This window comes from Arthrobacter sp. 2MCAF14 (assembly GCF_052115645.1).
Lineage (GTDB): Bacteria > Actinomycetota > Actinomycetes > Actinomycetales > Micrococcaceae > Arthrobacter.
Genome location: NZ_JBFRHB010000015.1, coordinates 90349 through 108371, shown reverse-complemented (window position 1 = coordinate 108371; position 18023 = coordinate 90349). Strand labels below are relative to the sequence as shown.

16 protein-coding genes are annotated in these 18023 nt (G+C 64.9%); 4 read left to right on the top strand and 12 right to left on the bottom strand.

All coding sequences use genetic code 11. The features are described from left to right. The 7 genes from AB4074_RS12385 to AB4074_RS12355 all read right to left on the bottom strand — a co-directional run. Positions 1 to 219 (bottom strand): alcohol dehydrogenase catalytic domain-containing protein (locus tag AB4074_RS12385; RefSeq protein ID WP_441413635.1); only part of this gene is annotated, 219 nt, incomplete at its 3' end. Positions 220 to 341: 122 nt separating this feature from the next. Beyond that, positions 342 to 1865 (bottom strand): acetaldehyde dehydrogenase ExaC, encoded by a 1524-nt coding sequence (gene exaC, locus AB4074_RS12380; RefSeq protein WP_441413634.1) that lies wholly within the window; start codon positions 1863 to 1865, stop codon positions 342 to 344. A gap of 132 nt (positions 1866 to 1997) precedes the next feature. Beyond that, the gene (locus AB4074_RS12375; RefSeq protein WP_441413633.1) at positions 1998 to 2609 is read right to left on the bottom strand and encodes a hypothetical protein; all 612 of its coding nucleotides are present in this window, start codon (positions 2607 to 2609) and stop codon (positions 1998 to 2000) included. An 83-nt stretch (positions 2610 to 2692) separates the two neighbouring features. Further along, positions 2693 to 4057 (bottom strand): GAF domain-containing protein, encoded by a 1365-nt coding sequence (locus AB4074_RS12370; RefSeq protein ID WP_441413632.1) that lies wholly within the window; start codon positions 4055 to 4057, stop codon positions 2693 to 2695. A gap of 93 nt (positions 4058 to 4150) precedes the next feature. Further along, on the bottom strand, positions 4151 to 4429 hold the full coding sequence (locus AB4074_RS12365) for a hypothetical protein (RefSeq protein ID WP_441413631.1): 279 nt from the start codon (positions 4427 to 4429) through the stop codon (positions 4151 to 4153). A 26-nt stretch (positions 4430 to 4455) separates the two neighbouring features. After that, positions 4456 to 5895: an amidase gene (locus tag AB4074_RS12360; RefSeq protein WP_441413630.1), complete on the bottom strand. Its 1440-nt coding sequence runs from the start codon at positions 5893 to 5895 to the stop codon at positions 4456 to 4458. A gap of 95 nt (positions 5896 to 5990) precedes the next feature. Further along, entirely contained in the window at positions 5991 to 7424 is a 1434-nt protein-coding gene (locus tag AB4074_RS12355; protein ID WP_441413629.1) for an FAD-dependent oxidoreductase, read from the bottom strand. A 270-nt stretch (positions 7425 to 7694) separates the two neighbouring features. Here AB4074_RS12355 and rarD point away from each other — a divergent pair, with 270 nt between their 5' ends. Then, complete coding sequence (gene rarD, locus AB4074_RS12350; protein WP_441413639.1) at positions 7695 to 8621, top strand: EamA family transporter RarD; 927 nt, start codon at positions 7695 to 7697, stop codon at positions 8619 to 8621. A 121-nt stretch (positions 8622 to 8742) separates the two neighbouring features. Here rarD and gabT read toward each other — a convergent pair whose 3' ends face one another. Both gabT and AB4074_RS12340 read right to left on the bottom strand, forming a co-directional pair. Then, the gene (gene gabT, locus AB4074_RS12345) at positions 8743 to 10098 is read right to left on the bottom strand and encodes a 4-aminobutyrate--2-oxoglutarate transaminase (RefSeq protein ID WP_441413628.1); all 1356 of its coding nucleotides are present in this window, start codon (positions 10096 to 10098) and stop codon (positions 8743 to 8745) included. A 156-nt stretch (positions 10099 to 10254) separates the two neighbouring features. After that, positions 10255 to 11685: a gamma-aminobutyraldehyde dehydrogenase gene (locus AB4074_RS12340; RefSeq protein ID WP_441413627.1), complete on the bottom strand. Its 1431-nt coding sequence runs from the start codon at positions 11683 to 11685 to the stop codon at positions 10255 to 10257. Between the two features lie 144 nt (positions 11686 to 11829). Here AB4074_RS12340 and AB4074_RS12335 point away from each other — a divergent pair, with 144 nt between their 5' ends. Then, positions 11830 to 13272: a PucR family transcriptional regulator gene (locus tag AB4074_RS12335; protein ID WP_441413626.1), complete on the top strand. Its 1443-nt coding sequence runs from the start codon at positions 11830 to 11832 to the stop codon at positions 13270 to 13272. Between the two features lie 56 nt (positions 13273 to 13328). Here AB4074_RS12335 and AB4074_RS12330 read toward each other — a convergent pair whose 3' ends face one another. From AB4074_RS12330 to AB4074_RS12320, 3 genes are all read right to left on the bottom strand, one after another. After that, positions 13329 to 15224: a hypothetical protein gene (locus tag AB4074_RS12330; protein ID WP_441413625.1), complete on the bottom strand. Its 1896-nt coding sequence runs from the start codon at positions 15222 to 15224 to the stop codon at positions 13329 to 13331. A 218-nt stretch (positions 15225 to 15442) separates the two neighbouring features. Then, positions 15443 to 15607 (bottom strand): hypothetical protein, encoded by a 165-nt coding sequence (locus AB4074_RS12325; RefSeq protein ID WP_236812416.1) that lies wholly within the window; start codon positions 15605 to 15607, stop codon positions 15443 to 15445. 85 nt (positions 15608 to 15692) lie between these two features. Continuing rightward, positions 15693 to 15815, bottom strand: coding sequence for a hypothetical protein (locus AB4074_RS12320; protein WP_441413624.1), 123 nt, complete (start codon positions 15813 to 15815; stop codon positions 15693 to 15695). Positions 15816 to 16019: 204 nt separating this feature from the next. Here AB4074_RS12320 and AB4074_RS12315 point away from each other — a divergent pair, with 204 nt between their 5' ends. Both AB4074_RS12315 and AB4074_RS12310 read left to right on the top strand, forming a co-directional pair. Next, positions 16020 to 17285, top strand: coding sequence for an MFS transporter (locus AB4074_RS12315; protein ID WP_441413623.1), 1266 nt, complete (start codon positions 16020 to 16022; stop codon positions 17283 to 17285). Beyond that, entirely contained in the window at positions 17282 to 17962 is a 681-nt protein-coding gene (locus AB4074_RS12310) for a FadR/GntR family transcriptional regulator (RefSeq protein ID WP_441413622.1), read from the top strand. Before AB4074_RS12315 ends, AB4074_RS12310 begins: the two co-directional genes overlap by 4 nt. Positions 17963 to 18023: the final 61 nt, after the last annotated feature.

Genomic DNA, 18023 nt, shown 5'->3' with positions numbered 1-18023 from the left:
GGCCACCACTTCGCCCACGCCTTCATGGCCGGGCACGAACGGCGGCGAGGGCTTGACCGGCCAGTCGCCCTCCGCGGCGTGCAGGTCCGTGTGGCAGACCCCGGTGGTCATGACCTTGACCAGCGCTTCGCCCCGGCCTGGAACAGGAACCGGAAGGGACTGGATCTGAAGGTCTTTACCGAATTCAGTTACTACGGCTGCTTGCATTGTCGTCGTCATTGGCGAAATCCTTGCGTCGTTAAAGTGTTGTTCCGGCGGTGCTGCTGCTTTCCTGAGGGGTGGCCAGGAGGGCCGGTGGGGAGGGATCTGTGCCGATCCCTCCCCACCAGGTCAAGTGCGGCCTAGAAGAAGCCGAGCTTGTTCTCGTTGTAGCTGACCAGCAGGTTCTTGGTCTGCTGGTAGTGGTCCAGCATCATGGCGTGGTTCTCGCGGCCGATGCCGGAGGACTTGTAGCCGCCGAACGCGGCGCCGGCCGGGTACGCGTGGTAGTTGTTGACCCAGACACGGCCGGCCTGGATTTCCCGTCCTGCCCGGTAAGCGACGTTGCCGTTGCGCGACCAGACACCGGCGCCGAGCCCGTAGAGGGTGTCGTTGGCGATGCCGATGGCGTCGTTGTAGTCGCTGAACTTCGTCACGGACACCACGGGGCCGAAGATCTCCTCCTGGAAGATCCGCATCCGGTTGTGGCCTTCGAAGATGGTCGGCTGGACGTAGTAGCCGCCGGCCAGGTCGCCGTCGAGCTGTGCGCGGGCGCCGCCGGTGAGGACCTTGGCGCCTTCCTGCTTTCCGATGTCGATGTAGGAGAGGATCTTCTCCAGCTGGTCGTTGGAGGCCTGGGCACCGATCTGGGTGTCGGTATCCAGCGGGTTGCCCTGGATGATCTTGTTGGTCCGGGCAACGGCGTCCGCCATGAAGGAGTCGTAGATACCTTCCTGGACCAAAGCGCGGGAGGGGCAGGTGCAGACTTCACCCTGGTTGAAGGCGAAGAGCGTGAAGCCTTCCTGGGCCTTGTCGTAGAACGCATCGTTCTGCGCGGCGACGTCTTCGAAGAAGATGTTCGGGCTCTTGCCACCGAGCTCCAGCGTCACCGGAATCAGGTTCTGGGACGCGTACTGGCTGATCAGCCGGCCCGTGGTGGTCTCGCCGGTGAAGGCGATCTTGCGGATCCGCGGGCTGGACGCCAGGGGCTTGCCTGCCTCGACGCCGAAGCCGTTGACCACGTTGAGTACGCCGGCCGGCAGCAGGTCACCGATGAGCTCCATGAGGACCAGGATGGAGGACGGCGTCTGCTCGGCGGGCTTGAGGACCACGGCGTTGCCGGCAGCCAGTGCCGGGGCGAGCTTCCAGACTGCCATCAGGATGGGGAAGTTCCACGGGATGATCTGACCCACCACACCGAGCGGTTCGTGGTAGTGGTAGGCGGTGGTGTCCTCGTCCAGCTGGGACAGCCGGCCTTCCTGGGCGCGCACGGCGGAGGCGAAGTAGCGGAAGTGGTCCGCCGCGAGCGGGATGTCCGCATTAAGGGTTTCGCGGATCGGCTTGCCGTTGTCCCAGGACTCGGCGACGGCCAACATTTCGAGGTTCTCGTCGATCCGGTCGGCGATTTTGTTCAGGATGGCGGCGCGCTCGGCAACGGAGGTCTTGCCCCAGGACGGCGCGATCTTGTGGGCGGCGTCTAGTGCCAGCTCAATGTCCTCGGCCGTGCCCCGGGCAACCTTGCAGAAGGCCTTCCCGGTGACCGGAGTGATGTTCTCGAAGTACTGCCCCTTGACCGGGGCAACCCACTCGCCGCCGATCCAATTCTCGTAACGGTCCTTGAACGTGACCTTCGAACCCTCGGCACCCGGCTGTGCATAAACAGTCATTGCTAGCTCCTTTGCTCCGCATGATGGTGGCCTTGCTATGGCTTCAGCGTAGGAGCGGGGAGGTTGCAAGCAGGTTGCAACGTTGTGGTTCAGATCACTTCGGGGCGGTTCTCACCTGTCGTAACGGGGAAGCTAGAGACCCGCAGGGAAATTGTAGGAACTGGGAACCGGTGAGGGTGCGGCACCGTAGGAGAGCACTACCTCGTCGTGGGCCTTGAGAACTACGTCAGACACCGGCGCAGTCTGCTTTGCGCCGTTCACGTAGGCGGTCCATCCACCGGTCCCGCCGTGCGGTGCTCCGGTGGCGTCCTTGCCGTCGAGAACTCCCCATTCGCTGAGCACCTGGCCCAGCGTGTACTTCAGGCCGGCCGTGGGCGCTTCGATGTGGATGACGCCGGATGTGTCGTGGGTGTGAAGCGCGGAGATTCCGTTGGGCTGACCGTCGGCCCCGAAACTGAAGCCGATCTCCGCCGGGACCGTGACGGCTTTGCCATCAACAAGGACGTCCACATGGGCGTGATAGTGCTCGGCCGTGCCTTCGGCGGTCAGGATATCCAGGCCTGCGGCCTTGATTCTCTGTGCCCCCGCGGCTGGATCGAGTTCCCAACCGGCGGCGGCAGCCGTTGCGGCCGAAGCCGAAGGCGTTGCCGATGCGGGCGCCGTCTGGGCGGGTGCCCCGCAGGCTGTGGCTCCGGCAAGGAGTCCGGACACGGTCAGGGCAACGGCGAGGCGTTTGTTCAACACGGAGAAAGCTTCTTTCGTTCGGCTCGGTTCTACGATACGGGCCAAAACTCCGTATTTCCCGAGTGCCACACGAGGGGCCCGCGTCAGGCCGACAGTTCGCTTTCCAGGCGTTCAAGCTCGGCGACGACGGCGGCCCGCTTGGGCGAGCGCGGCGGCAGGAGCTTGAGGGCGGCAAGCCGGACGTCGACGTCGTTCTTCGCCTCGGGTAGGCCCGCGTACTTGAGCAGCGCCTCGGCACTGCCGTCGTTGAGGACAGCCTCGCGCAAGAGCGCCGAGACCTTCTCGCGGAGCTCAATAATACCGGGCGCTTCCGAATGCGGAAGGACGGCGCCTTTGTAGATCTCCAAGGCGATGCGGTGGGCGCCCCGCTGCAGGCAGGAAAGAACCTGGGCAGCATCCTGACCGAGGTCGATCGGGAGCCGGTACGGGCGCGATTCCGGGACCGCAGCGGGGTCGATCTCGTGGAGTACCTTGCGCAGGCGCACCATTTCGGCCCGGAGAGTGACAGTGAATCCATCGCCCGGATACAGGGCCAAGGCGAGCTCCTCGGCACTGAGCCCCTCGGGACGGGTACCCAGCAACGCCAGAATCTCGCTGTGCCTTGCGGAAAGCGGAATACTGCGCCCTCCTATGCTCAAGAGCGCCTGGTCTCTGCCCAATAGCTGGAGGCTGTTCCGGTACAGGCCCGTGCCTTGCGGCGAGCCACCAGCAGAAGACGAGTTTCGGCGTCGGGCTGGCGTTGAGCGCTTGGTCGCCGCGAGCTGTAGCCTTTCCACGCGCAATTGGGCCTGCGCCGCGGCCACCGTCGCTTCGACAAGCGAAAGCGTGTGGGGTGCGACGGCGGCTTCCGTGCCGGTGATGTCGACGACCCCAAGGAGGGCTCCGGAGTCAGGGTCGTGGAAGGGCACCGCCGTGCAGCTCCACGGGTGGACGGAGCGTTTGTAGTGCTCGGCGCCGGAGATCTGGATGCCGCGGCCCAAGGCGAGCGCCGTGCCGGGCGCACTCGTGCCGACCGCGGCTTCGGACCAATCCGCGCCTGCCACGAACATCATCCCTTCGGCGCGGCGCCGCATCGCGGGATTTCCGTCCACCCACAGCAGTCGGCCGAGCTCGTCCCCCACGGCGACCAACAGCCCGCTCTCATAGCTGGGCTGGATGAGGAGCTTCTGGATGACGGGCATGATGGTGGCCAGCGGGTGTTGCCGGCGGTATTCCTCAAGCTCGTCGAGATCCATGGCCACGGGAGCCTCGGGCTGGTCCGGGTTTGCCTTGAGCTGCGCGGATCGCTGCCAGGATTCCTTGATCAGGCGGCGCAAACCAGGAAGCTCCGTGGCCTCGGGAAGCCCATAGCGCCACGTATCAATTTGCTCATGTCCAGCGCGGGCATGGCGCTGCAACAGCTCGGCGACGTCGTTGACCGAAGCTGCCGGATGGATCGGATTCTTCATCGAACTCCCAAAACCGGACGCAGCACAGTACAGGCCAGTCTAGTTGCGACGCAGGAGTTTGCCTATGGCGAGACGCCGCTGGTTCGACGCCGCTTACTCCGGGGGGAATTCGTACGACTCGACGTCGCCCAACGCTTCGATCCGGGGGACGGGCAGGCCGACTTCCGCGACGAGCTCCGCGAAACTGTGGCCACGGCTGAAGCGGTCAAACGTTGCCCTGTCCGGACAGGTGTCGTAGACCGAAATGCCACCCGCGGTGGATAGGCATACATGGATCTTCAATGCACCGGGTGGCAGGAGCCCCACCATGCGCTTGTGACCTTCCAGCAGTTGAGCGGGATCCCCGTCGAAATGGTAGACGCCCATGAACATTGCTTCTCTCCTGTCTTGCTTCAGCTTCAGAGCGGTGCAGCCAAGGCCCGGGCGAGGGCTTCAGGTTTGCGGTCCGCCCAAGGTGCGGCTTTCTCAAGCTGGCCCGCCAGGCGAAAGAGTGTGGCCTCGTCCCCGAAACGGCCAAGGAAGGACATGCCCACCGGCAGGCCGGTCGAGTCGACTCCGAGTGGCACCGACATGGCCGGGTTGCCCGAGATGTTCGCGTACTCGCCGTCGAACATGAGGAAGCGGCCGGCTTCGCGCTCGCCGCGCAACGGTTCTTCCTCGGTGCCTCGCAGCGTTCCCAGAGGAAACGGGGGCCAGCCGACCGTGGGTGTCATCCAGACGTCGAATTCCTCGAAGAATCCAGCCAGGCGGCGGCTGAAGCGCTGCAATTCCTCCATGCCGAGGAGGTACTGGCCGCCTGTCACAGCCCGCGAGCGCTCGAAGTCGGCCGCGGTGAACGGCTCGATCTCACCGGCTTCCGGCGGCCTGCCCATCCGCTGCGTCCAGTACGCCTCTATCCACGCGATCGCGCCACCATAGACAGCCCTGACCGCCCGGTGTCCGGCCCGTCCCAGGCCCTCGGGGTGCGCTTCGGTGACGCTGTGGCCCAGCCCGGCGAGCAATTCCACGGTTTCCTCGAACACCCGCACGTAGTCCGTATGCACTTGTTGCCCCGAGTTGGGAGTCGCGGTTGCGGCGATGCGGAGCTTTCCAGGAACAGTGCCGGCCTCAAGCAGGAAGGGCCGGGCCTGGGGCGGCGCCCAGTATGGGTCACCTGGAGATGACCCGGCTGTGGCGTCAAGGAGAGCCGCCGAATCGCGCACGCTCCGCGTCAGCGCGTGTTCCACCGCGAAGCCCCCGGCCACGTCGCCGTACTCGGGGCCCATGGGAACCCGTCCGCGCGTCGGCTTGAACCCGAAAACCCCGCACCAAGCAGCCGGGTAGCGCAGGGATCCGCCAAGATCGTTTCCGTGCGCCATGGGGACCATTCCGGAGGCGACGGCGGCGGCGGACCCGCCGCTGGAGCCGCTCGTGGAAAGCGCCAGGTCCCAAGGGTTTCGGGTGGCACCATGCAAGGCCGGCTCGCAGTGGGGGCTGAGCCCGAATTCCGGAGTGTTGGTCTTCCCGAGGATCGCAAGTCCGGCTTTGCGGTACCGCCGCGCAAGCTCCTGGTCCTGGCTTGAGACGTTGTCCTTCAACCAGCGGGAGCCTTCGTTGAAGCGCGCTCCGGCGATCTCGAGGGACAGGTCCTTCACCAGGAAGGGAACCCCGGGAAACGGCGCGTCAGAAGCCGGGCCTTCTGTCCCGGGTTCCAAGTGCGCGACGATGCAATGCAGGACCGGATCGATCTGCCGGATACGATCCCGGCCGGCGTCGAGCAGTTCGCCCGGCGAAATCGCACCGCTCCGCACCAGTTCTGCCTGCCCGACGGCGTCAGTCCAGCGGAGCTCCTCATCCATGGCTCATTTTAGGCCTCCGGCGGACGAGGGAGTTAGTCCCGAGCCGCTAGGCTCAGGGCGCGGACCGCTGCGGGCCGAGGCTCGAACCGCTGCCGTTACGCGCGAGAGACCTCGATCATGTCCTCGCGCGGAACCACCTTGATGCGTTCGCGTACGACGCCGGCCTTCGGGTTTTCTGCGGTCCATTCGGCGCCGAGGGCTACTTCGTGCGCATCGAGCTTGTTCCAGCCTTCCCACGTGGTGTACTCGATGCCCCGCTCTTCCAGGAGGTTGATGATGGCCTGCGGGTCTGGGTTTTCGGCCGGGGGCAGCGTGAGGCGGTCCTCCAGGAGGCAGCCAATGGTCTCCAGCGCGTCGCCCTTGGTGTGCCCGATCAGGCCGACAGGTCCGCGCTTGATCCAGCCCGTGGCGTAGATACCGGGTACCGGTTTGCCGTCGGCGCCCAGCACCCGTCCGCCGTCGTTCGGAATGACGCCGCGGCGGGCGTCGTACTCAAGTTCGTCCAGCGGGGAACCGTGGTAGCCGATGGCACGGTAGACGGCCTGGATCGGGTAGTCCACGAACTCGCCGGTGCCTTTGACGTTGCCGGTGCCGTCCAGTTGCATGCGCTCGAACTTGATGCTGGAGACTTTCCCGGAGCCGTCCTCGGAAACGATCTCCACCGGGCTGTGCAGGAAATGCAGGTGCAATCGGCGGGACGACGGCTGCTCGGCTTCGGCATGTTCCTCGACGAGCCAGTTGGTCAGCGTGTTGACCATGGTCTTGATCTGGTTGTTGCTGCGGATGGCCTCGTCTGAGGCTTCGTCAAACTCGAAGTCTTCCGGGTAGAGCACAATGTCGACGTCGTTGGAGTGCGAGAGCTCGCGCAGTTCCAGCGGAGTGAACTTGATCTGGGCGGGGCCACGGCGTCCGAAGACGTGGACGTCGGTGACCGGAGAGGCCTTGAGGGCGGCGTAGACGTTGTCCGGGATTTCGGTCACCAGGAGGTCATCTGCGTGCTTGGAGAGCATGCGGGCCACGTCGAGCGCGACGTTGCCGTTGCCGATGACCGCTACTTCCTTGGCATCCAGCGGCCATTCACGGGGCACGTCGGGGTGTCCGTCATACCAGGAGACGAAGTCGGCTCCGCCGAAGGAGCCTTCCAGCTCGATGCCCGGGATGTTCAGGTCAGCGTCCTTGATGGCGCCGGTAGAGAAGATCACCGCGTCGTAGAAGGAGCGGAAGTCATGCAGCGTGAGGTCGCGGCCGTACGTCACGTTGCCGAGGAAGCGGATGTCTCCGCGGTCCAGTACCTTGTGGAGCGCGTTGACAATGCCCTTGATGCGGGGGTGGTCCGGCGCCACGCCATAGCGGATCAGGCCGTACGGCGCGGGGTATGCCTCGAAAAGGTCAATGCTGACCTCGACGTCGCCGTCCTTGACCTCGTTCGATTTGGTCAGGATATCCGCGGCGTACACGCCGGCCGGTCCTGCGCCGACAATAGCGACGCGCAGTGGACGTTTTGAGGTGGTTTCGGCCGAGTTGGACACCGTGAACCCTTCTGAGACAGGAATCCGCCCCGCGTGGTGGGGCGCGCAGTTTCCAATTCTAGTTCTCACTTGTGGCCGGAGTGTCAGTACGTGGCGGGAGGTGACGCAACTGGGCCAGGAAGCTCACACTAACTTTCCGGCCGTACGGTCAGGAATACCCTCGCAAAATGTGATGTTGTTGACTTTGTGTCTACGCCCGAGCAAACCGTGCCTGCCCAGTCCGCCAACACCGCGCCGAATGCTTCGGCTGCAGCTTCCGCCGCCGCTGCCATGGCAAAGAAGGAGACGACGGCGGGTGTCGTGTTCGGTATCGGGGCGTACGGTCTGTGGGGGCTGCTCCCGCTCTACTTCGTGGTGTTGCAACCCGCCGGAGCCGTGGAAATCGTCGCCAACCGAGTGGTTTGGTCGCTCATTTTCTGCGCCCTGCTCATCACCATCACCCGGACATGGCGCCTCCTCGGCAATGCCTTCAGGGACCGGGGCGTCCTTGGACCGCTCGCCATTGCCGCCGGGCTGATCGCCATCAACTGGCTGACCTACACCTTCGGCGTCACCACCGGGCACGCGGTCGAAGCTTCGCTCGGCTACTTCATCAACCCGCTCGTGTCTGTACTCCTTGGGGTGTTCGTCCTGAAGGAAACGCTTCGCGCGCTCCAGTGGGCCGCCGTCGTGATCGGCTTCATCGCCGTCGGCGTTTTGACGGTTTCCTATGGCAAGCTGCCGTGGATCGCTTTGGTCCTGGCGTTCAGCTTTGGACTCTACGGCTTCGTGAAGAAACGCGTAGGACCCAAGGTCAACGCCATCACGAGCCTCACCGTGGAAACCGTGGTCCTCGCGCCGATCGCCGGCGCCACCATGATCGTCCTCGGCCTCACGGGAGCCGGGACTCTGGGCAGCAACGGCCCGGGCCACTTCTGGTTGCTGGCGGCTTCGGGCATTATCACCGCCGTGCCGCTCCTATTCTTCGGTGCCTCCGCGCGCCGCTTGCCCATGACCACCATCGGCCTCCTGCAATACTTCGCGCCTGTCCTCCAGTTCGTCGTGGCTTTGGCGGTCCTTCACGAGACCATGACACCAGACCGCTGGGTGGGCTTCGGAATCGTGTGGCTGGCGCTGCTGCTCCTGACCCTCGACATGCTGCGTACGGCACGCAAGAACTCGGTCATCAGGAAAAGCGCACGGCTCAGGGCGGCCTAAACAGCTTCCCACGCCCGCACCCACCGGGGACATGCCCCCCGTTAAACGCCAAGGATGGACATAGTCACACTATGTCCATCCTTGGTGCGCAGAGGTGGGCATGTCCACCTGGAGGTTGTGGCTAAGCGTTGGCCTTGATGGCCGCTGCCAGGACCTCGAGGCCGTCCAGGAGCAGCTCGTCGCTGATGACAAGCGGCGGCAGCAGACGGATCACGTTGCCGTAGGTACCGCAGGTCAGGATGATGACGCCTTCTTGGAGGCACGCGGCGGCAACAGCCTTGGTCAGTTCCGCATTCGGTTCCTTGGAACCGGCCTGGACCAGTTCGATCGCCAGCATCGCACCTCGTCCACGGACGTCGCCGATCGCGGGAACTTCAGCAGCAAGCTCAAGCAAGCGGCCGAGTGCGACTTCCTCGATGTGGCGGGCGCGGGCGTTGAGGTCGTGCTGTTCCATGGTGCCGATCGCTGCAAGAGCTGCAGCACAAGCAACCGGGTTGCCACCGTAGGTGCCGCCGAGGCCGCCCGGGTGGACGGCGTCGAGCAGGTCTGCGCGGCCGGTGATCGCGGACAGCGGGAGGCCGCCGGCAATGCCCTTGGCCATGGTGATGATGTCCGGGACAACACCCTCGTGGTTGACGGCGAACCATTCACCCGTGCGGCAGAAACCGGACTGGACCTCGTCGGCAATGAAGACGATGCCCTTGTCCTTGGCCCATGCGGACAGTGCCGGCAGGAAGCCCTCAGCGGGAACAATGAAGCCGCCCTCGCCCTGGATCGGTTCGATGATGATCGCGGCAACCTGCTCGCCGCCGATCTGCTTCTCGATCATGGTGATGGCGCGCTTGGCGGCCTCGGCACCGGTGATCTCCGGGTTTTCCTCGCGGAACGGGTAGCTCATCGGCATGCGGTAGACCTCGGGCGCGAACGGGCCGAAGTTGGTCTTGTACGGCATGGCCTTGGCGGTGAGTGCCATGGTCAGGTTGGTGCGGCCGTGGTAGGCGTGGTCGAAAGCGACGACGGCGTCACGGCCGGTTGCCAGGCGTGCCACCTTGACGGCGTTCTCCACTGCTTCGGCACCGGAGTTGAAAAGCACGGTGCGCTTCTCGTGGTCGCCCGGGGTGAGGCGGTTCAGCTGCTCGGCGACGGCGACATAGCCCTCGTACGGCGTGACCATGAAACAGGTGTGGGTGAAGTGCGCTGCAGCGTCCTGGACGGCGGCGACGACGGCGGGGTCCGAGGCGCCCACGCTGGTCACCGCGATGCCCGAGCCGAGGTCGATGAAGGAGTTGCCGTCGACGTCGCGGATGATGCCGCCGTCGGCGTCCTCAACGTAAACCGGCACGCCCGAGGACACACCGGCCGCGACGACGGCCGCGCGGCGCTCGTTCAGGGCCTGGGACTTGGGGCCGGGGAAGGCACCGTTGATGCTGCGCTTCTGGTCCAGGCGGTAAGTGATTTCATGTGCTGTTGCGGTCATGATGGTTCTTTCTTTCTATGCTTGCCGTGTTTAGGGTGCCGTGGGGCCACGCCGGCAGGGTTCCCTGGCCGAAGCGGAGCGAGGTTAGGGTGCCGTGGGGCCACGCCGGCAGGGTTCCCTGGCCGAAGCGGAGCGAGGTTAGGGTGCCGGTGGGGATTAGGCATCAAGGGCGGACATGACGTGCTTGATGCGCGTGTAGTCCTCGACGCCGTACATGGACAGGTCCTTGCCGTAACCGGACTGCTTGAAGCCGCCGTGGGGCATCTCAGCGGTCAGCAGGATGTGGGTGTTGATCCAGACCGCACCGAAGTCCAGGTCGCGGCTCATCCGCATGGCGGTGCCGTGGTCCGTGGTCCAGACGCTGGATGCCAGGGCGTATTCGACGTCGTTGGCCAGCTCGAGTGCCTCGGCTTCGGTGGTGAACTTCTGGACGGTGATGACGGGTCCGAAGGTTTCCTTCTGGACGACGTCGTCGCTCTGCTTGGCGCCGGTGATGATGGTGGGCTCGAAGAAGAAGCCCTTGTCACCGGCACGGTGGCCGCCCGTTTCGATCTTGCAGTTGGCCGGCAGGTGCTCCACCACCGAGTTCACGGCGTTGAAGTGGTTCACGTTGTTGAGCGGGCCGAAGTAGTTTTCCTCGTCGTTCTGCGAACCGGTGTGCAGCGTCTTGGTGTGCTCCACCATTGCGGCAACCACGTCGTCGTGGATGGAGTCCTCGATCAGCACGCGGGTGATGGCCGTGCAGTCCTGGCCGGCGTTGAAGAAGGCGAATTCGGCAATGGCCGCTGCGCTCTTCTTGATGTCGGCATCCTTGAAGACGATGGCCGGGGCTTTGCCGCCGAGCTCCAGGTGGGCGCGCTTGAGTCCCTTGGCCGCCCCACTCGCGACGGCAATACCGGCACGTACGGAACCTGTGATCGAGACCAGGCCAGGGACCTTGTGCTCGACCATCATCGAGCCGGTGGCCGCGTTGCCGAGGACCACGTTGAGGACGCCGGCCGGGAAGATCTCCCCCGCGAGGCGGGCCAGGACCAAGGTGGATTCCGGAGTGGTGTCGGAGGGCTTGAGAACAACGGTGTTGCCTGCTGCGAGGGCGGGGCCGATCTTCCAGATGCCCATGAGGAACGGGTAGTTCCACGGTGCAACCTGGGCCACGACGCCGATCGGTTCGCGGCGGACGTAGGAGGTGTGGCCCTCGAAGTACTCGCCAGCGGACTTGCCTTCCATGATGCGCGCAGCCCCGGCGAAGAAGCGGAGCTGGTCTGCACCAGCGGCAACTTCCTCGGATGCGATGAGGGCGCGGACCTGGCCGGTGTTGCGGTGCTGTGCCTCAACGAGCTCGTCGCTGTTGGCCTCGATGGCGTCAGCGAGCTTGAGCAGCATGAGCTGGCGCTGGCCGGGCGTGACGTGCTTCCAGGACTTGAAGGCTTCCTTCGCCGCGTTCATGGCCGCATCGACGTCGGCCGCCGTAGAGACAGGCGCCTGGGCGACAATCTCCCCGTTGGTGGGGTTCACGATGTCGAGCAGTTCGGTGCCTGCCGGCGTGACGAACTCGCCGTTGATGAAGTTCTGCAAGGTTTGGACCACGGTGTACAACCTCTTTCGGTGTCTAGGCATTGGTTGCAGCTGCTCCGAGCCTATGCCAGCACCCCGCAGCGCGGAATAGTCAGGTGCACACCCCGACCACCTCGACTTAGTGCGAATGACCAGTGCCGGGATATCCTTTTTGGCATGGCAATGTCACTCGCCGCGCTCGTCGCCGTCCCCTCTCTTCGGCTCCGTAAAGCCGGCCTCGCGGAAACCACCTGGAACGAAGATATCCGTTGGGTGGCCGTGACCGAGCAGGAGGATCCCCAACGCTTCCTCAACGGCGGCGAGCTGATCCTGACCACCGGCCTCAGGCTCAACGGGGCCGCGGAACAGCGCCGCTTCGTGCGCCAGGTCCAGCGCGCGGGAGCCGTCGGCATCGGCTTCGGCACCGGGCTGACCCACGAGGCCATGCCCCCTGCCCTCATTGCGGAAGCGAACCGCTGGGGCCTGCCCCTCGTCGAAGTCCCGTACGAGACCCCTTTCATCGCCATCGGCAAACTCGTGGCCGACTCCCAATCTGCTGACCACTACTCGAAACTGGAGCGACTCATCGCCGGCCACCAGATCCTGGCCCGGGCCTTGCTGACCGGTGGCGGACTCGGCGAGCTGCTCAAGCAGTTGGGCAGCATGCTCCGGACCGACATCGCGCTCACGCAGTTCAGCGCCCAGCTCTACAACAGCGTGGCCGGCAACCCCGCACCGACGGCTGACGACTGGGCGTCCTTCCCCATCCCGACAGGCCGCCGCGACGCCTGCACCCTATGGATCAAGCAGCCCTTCGGCGACACCGGGATTGTCAGTTATGCGCAAAACCTGATCAGCGTGGAACTCAACAACATGGTCAAGCAGCGCCAGAGCCAGCGGGCCTTGGCGGGCCAGGTGCTGGACGACGTCATCCACGGAACGCTGGACACGGTGGAGGGCGCCCGCCGCCTGGCCGGCGTCGGAATCAACAGCACACGCAAGAACGTGGTGCTGCTGGTGGTCTCCGCAGCCCACCACAAACAACTCGGCAGCACCTCGCTGCCGCAGTCGCTCGACGGCGGGGTGACCGCCGTCGTCGGGAAGGACCTGGTGACGGTAGTGCCCGACGACGGCAGTTCCGCGAGCGCGCTCGCGAAGGACCTCAGCGATCACCTTCTGGAGGCGGGGATCCATGCGGTGATCGGGATCGGCGGCGCGTACACCAAGCCGAACGGCGTGCGCTGGAGTTACTTCGAAGCGCGCGACGCCGTGGCCCACGGCCTGCCCGTCAACGAACCGGAGCGGCTCAGCCTGACCTCGCTGTTGCTCGCGAGCGAGGATGTGCCGTTGGCCGATATGGCCAGCGAGGCCCTCACTCCCCTGCGCAAGTTCGACGCCGCGCACGGCTCGGAGCTCGTTTCGACCCTGGAAAGCTACCTCAACCACAATGGTTCAGTGGCCGCCGTCGCAGAAGCCCTGACCCTGCACCGCAATACGGTCCGCTACCGCTTGGCGCAAATCACGGACCTCACCGGCTACGACCCTGCCCAGACGCCGGACCGGGTGCAGTTGTGGCTTGCCCTGGCGGTGCAACGGCTGGGAGCGCGCAACCCGCGCTGAGGGTTTTTCGCGGCCCGGCTGCGCCCGGAGGATACGTAACCGGACCGCGACGGAGCCTAGCGGAAGATGTCGGCGGCAACACCCATGATGATCCTGTCCCCAGGGGTCGACTTTTGCAGGAAGTCCACAACTGCCCAATCGTCCAGCGAGATGCACCCGGCGGTAGGCACTTTGTTTTCGTGCAGGAAGATGGCAAATCCGGCGTCTTGGACGATCTGAGAATCAGGGGGACGGTTGTAGTTGATGACGGCGCCTTGCCGGTAATCATGCTGCGGGCGCGTAGCGAAATACCACATGTTCTCGTCATAACCCACCCACGAGCTGGATTCGAAGTACGTGTTGTAGTTCCCGGTCCATGGATTTCCACCCCAGCGCGAACCGGGGTTCAGCGTGCGGTACGGAAGGGCCGTCCCCGGATTACCCAGGCCGAATGCCTCCGTGACAGAGAACGAGCCGGTGGGCGAGTAGTTGTAGCGGGTAGGACCCGAGGGAACTCCGGGTGGCTTGAACCCACTGGCGCCCACAAAACCGCTCGTGGTCCACTCCGCCACGTACGTTCCTGCCACCCGCTTGCAGTACGCAACTCCGGCGAAGGACTGCCCATAGGCGGCGGTATATACCAAGGTGACGTGGTTGGCGTTTCCAGAGGAGTATTTCACTCGGCCGTCGTTCAAGCCCGTGCACTCACTTTGCCTGTAGTCGCGGGTAGCGGCCGGCGTCCACGTCAGGAACCCGCCCTGGAAGGCTTGGACACATTCACCGTTGACGCACGTCTCAGGCGTCGCCGGATAGCCGAGGTAACTCAGGTGCCAGCCCATTTGTTCGTACTTGGCTTTGATGGCTCCCCGAACAGGCTGTGCCCCTGTGGCCGGCGACCAGAAGATGAGGCCGCCTTGAAACCACTCGTAGCACCCGCCGTCGCGCTGGCCGCACACCTCGCCCCCCAAGGGATAGCCAAGATAGCCGCCTGTCAGTCCGCCCATGTTGTCGTACTGGGAACGGATGCCGCCGTTGACGCCATTCGCCCCGGTCTGCGGCGACCAGTAGATGACGCCGCTTTGGAACTGCTGAAGGCAACCGGATGCTGGCTGGCCGCAGATTTCGTCGGAAACAGGATAGCCAAACCGTCCGTTTTCGAAGCCTGCACTGGCCCACGCAGAGCGAATGCCGCCGTGGCTTGTCCGTGCCCCGCTGGCCGGTGACCAGATGACGGCTCCGTGCTGATACATCTGGTAACAGCCACTGGCCTTGAGTCCGCAGGTCTCGCGGGTTGTCGGATACCCCAGCCAGCCAGATTCAGCTCCGGCCGCAGCATACGCTGCGCCGATAGCCCCTGGTGTCCACACTCCGGCCGCTCCCGACGCCGCGCTCCACAGAATTCTCAGATTCCCGAAGCTCTGCTGGCACCCGGAGTTCACCAGATCGCATAGTTCCGGGCTCGTGGGGTACCCCGCTTGGGCGTAGCCACCATACAAGCGGAACAGGGAGTCACCGATGCCACCCTTGGTCCAGACAGTCTGAGGACCGCCGACGGGGCTCCACGTGATATCCAAACCACTGGAGAACTTCTGATAGCAGCCATTGCTATCGCATTTTTCCTCGCCGAGGGGATAGCCGAACGCGGAAAGCTGTCCGCTTGCGTGCCACTGGGGCCCCGTCTTTCCTGCCGTGAGCAGCACAGCGTGAGCACCAGTGAGCGCCGTGGAATAGATTCGTCCGCCGGCAAACACCTGAACGCAAAGGAGATCCTGGTCGCACGATTCGTCCGCTGTAGCGGCCCCCAATGGTCCCGCCGCACCGCCCAATAGCTGCCATTTGGCCGCGATCGCTCCTGTAGGAACGATGTCGACGGCGGTCGGAGCGAGGTTCGGCGGGGCCGCGGGCGCTACGTCCCGGGTCGGAGCGGGCGCGGGCACCGAGGAGGGCGCCGTTGGAGTCGTCGTCGCTGGCATCCCCGTCGGTTCCTGAGTCGGGGCCGTGCCGTTGCTCGGCTGAGGGGCGGGGGTCTCGGAAGGTGCGGGAGACGTTGAAACGGCGGGAGACGGAGTCGGAGACTCCACTGCTGGGAGAGCGACGGCGGTTGCCGCCGTCGGCGCGAGCCCGGCCACGACAACGGCGGTCAGGACAAACGATGCTAAGACACGGATAGCCCGGGTGGCGCTGTTTCCCGTCACTTTGAGACCACCGCATCACACGTGGAGCCGGCAGGTGCCGCCTGGGCGACTTCTGCTGCGCGAACTTCCGTGCTGGCGCCGGCAGCGACTTCCTTCTCGATCATCGCGTGCCCGGCCACGCTGCTTGTCGTTCCCACGGCGATCGCGATCGTGTACTTCACGGACGCCGTTCCGGTGTTGTGCAGTGTCCCGGAGAAAGACCAGGTGCCGTGAGCGTCGGCCGCACATTGCACATTCTTCAGCGCATCAGTGACGAGAGAGTCCGGCGCGGAGACGCTCGGCGTGGGCGACGGCGGCGAAGGAGTCGTCGCGGGCGCTGAAGGTGGTGCGGCGGCGCTCGGAGGTGGTGCTGACGACGGCGCGCCGCAAGCGCCAAGAGTAAAAATTCCGACGGCAGCGAGCACGACAGTAAAGGGCCAGTTCTGCATTCTTCCCCCAAAAAATGTTCATAACCTGCCCAGAACCGTGTTCCTGGCCAGCAACAGTTGCGAGACTACCAGCGCCCGGACTTCAACCGGGAGATTTCCACCACAAAACTTCCCGCGCCAAACATCAAACGTCTAACCTTTAATCATGGCCTCAACTCACCCGACTCCCCACGCAACGGAAGCAACAACTGTGCCCACCAGCGGCGGTACGGTGGCGCCGAAATCCCGGGTGGTCGCCGTCGTCGGGATCATCGCCGTCATCTTGATCGGCCTCAACCTGCGCGCAGGCATTACGAGCGCGGCGGCGCTGTTCCACGATCTGCAGGCATTCCTCGGCTACGGGGCGCTTGTCGCGTCGATTCTTCCGTCCATCCCCTTGCTGTGCTTCGCCGTTGCAGGATTGGGCACTTCGTGGCTTTCACGGCGGATCGGCGTCGAGAAGTCGATCTTCGTGGCGCTGGCCATGCTGGCGGCCGGGCTCCTGGTCCGCAGCGTCCCCGCGACCGGCGCCCTCCTCGCCGGAACAGTGCTGGCGATGTCCGGCCTGGCGGTGTGCAACGTGGCCATGCCTTCATACATCCGCGAACACTATGCAAGCAAGACCTCCCTGATGACCGGCCTTTACACGTTCACGATGTCCGGCGGTGCCACCTTCGCCGCCGCAGTCAGCGTCCCCTTGGCCCAGCAACTGGGCTCGCCGTCGATGGGGCTGGCGGCGTGGGGCCTCCTTGGCGTCGCCGCACTTCTTGGTTTCCTCCCGATGGTCCTCCACACCCATAGCACTTCACGGAAGGCCAACCAGGAGCGCGTATCCATGTGGCCCCTCCTGCGCACCCGGTTGGGATTCCTCATCACTTCCATCTTCACGTGGCAGGCCCTCCTGGCGTATGCCGTGATGAGTTGGTTTGCCTACATCCTGACAACCCAAGGACTGAGCGCCTCCGAGAGCGGCCTGCAGTTCGGACTCATGCAGCTGGTTTCGGTGGCCGCCGGCATGATCCTCCTGGCCATTGGCTCGCGACCCGGCATGATGCGGCCGGCTCTGTACCTGGGTAGCGGGACCACCCTTCTGGCGATCCCCGCGATGCTGTTGCTCCCGACGTCGTTCGCCTCGGTTCCCGCCGTAATGTTCGGTTTCGGTCTGGGCATCTTCCCGTTGGTCCTGGTGATCATCAGCCGCAGCGGGCGTACGACGGCGGAGACCACCGCCATGTCAACCGTCGCCCAGTCCGTGGGGTACTTGATCGCGGCGTTGGGGCCGTTCGGCATGGGCCTGCTCCACAGTGCCACCGGAGCTTGGACCCTCCCGCTCTCGCTCCTTGCCGTGGCGGCCCTGGCCCTCATGGTCACCTGCCACCAGCTGACCAGCAAACGCACGCCGATCAAGGCCGGACCAAGGCCCGTGGCATGAGCCTGACACCTTCGCACCGGCCCGCCTTGGCCGAGGAAGTCACCAGGCAACTGCGCGGCATGATCCAGTCCGGAGAGTGGCCGCTGCAGGAGAAGATTCCGGCCGAGCCGGAACTCATGGCCTCGCTCGGAGTCTCGCGCGGAACACTCCGCGAAGCCATCAAAGCCTTGGCGCACAGCGGCATGTTGGAGGTCCGCCGCGGTGACGGCACCTATGTCAGGGCCACGAGCGAGATCTCCGGCGCAGCCCAACGCATGTACAAGGAACATACGCAGGAGCACGTAGTTGAGGTCCGGGTGGGACTCGACACCCAGGCCGCCCGACTGGCCACGAAGCATGCCACGGCCGAGGACATCGCCGCCATGCGGGCCCTTCTCCAACTACGCCACGACGCGTGGCTCGCAGCCGACTACCCTGCCTGGGCCCGAGCCGATTGGGATTTCCACGAACGGGTGGCGCTGGCTTCGGGCAACCCGTTGCTGCACCAGTTGTATGTGTCCTTCGGCGGGGTCTTCCACGATGATCTCCTGCGCCAGCAACGCAAGGCCGGCTTCAACGGCATCCCGCACGAAGGCCACGACGAACTCGCCGACGCCATCGAAGCACGCGACGAGGCCGCCGCCGTCGCGAGCGTCTACCGCAACCTGGACTTCGCCGCGGAATGGATCAACAGCTGACGCTCGCTCACCTATGACCGGGTTTTGAGCAACGCCCGCTCACTTATGACCGGGTTTTGAG

Excerpts from the sequence above, each read along its gene's own strand:
- AB4074_RS12360 (WP_441413630.1), bottom strand. The coding sequence starts at position 5,895 with ATGGATGAGGAGCTCCGCTGGACTGACGCCGTCGGGCAGGCAGAACTG.
- AB4074_RS12330 (WP_441413625.1), bottom strand. The coding sequence starts at position 15,224 with ATGCCAGCGACGACGACTCCAACGGCGCCCTCCTCGGTGCCCGCGCCC.
- AB4074_RS12370 (WP_441413632.1), bottom strand. The coding sequence starts at position 4,057 with ATGAAGAATCCGATCCATCCGGCAGCTTCGGTCAACGACGTCGCCGAG.
- AB4074_RS12315 (WP_441413623.1), top strand. The coding sequence starts at position 16,020 with ATGGCCTCAACTCACCCGACTCCCCACGCAACGGAAGCAACAACTGTG.
- rarD (WP_441413639.1), top strand. The coding sequence starts at position 7,695 with ATGGCAAAGAAGGAGACGACGGCGGGTGTCGTGTTCGGTATCGGGGCG.
- AB4074_RS12310 (WP_441413622.1), top strand. The coding sequence starts at position 17,282 with ATGAGCCTGACACCTTCGCACCGGCCCGCCTTGGCCGAGGAAGTCACC.
- exaC (WP_441413634.1), bottom strand. The coding sequence starts at position 1,865 with ATGACTGTTTATGCACAGCCGGGTGCCGAGGGTTCGAAGGTCACGTTC.
- gabT (WP_441413628.1), bottom strand. The coding sequence starts at position 10,098 with ATGACCGCAACAGCACATGAAATCACTTACCGCCTGGACCAGAAGCGC.
- AB4074_RS12365 (WP_441413631.1), bottom strand. The coding sequence starts at position 4,429 with ATGTTCATGGGCGTCTACCATTTCGACGGGGATCCCGCTCAACTGCTG.
- AB4074_RS12335 (WP_441413626.1), top strand. The coding sequence starts at position 11,830 with ATGGCAATGTCACTCGCCGCGCTCGTCGCCGTCCCCTCTCTTCGGCTC.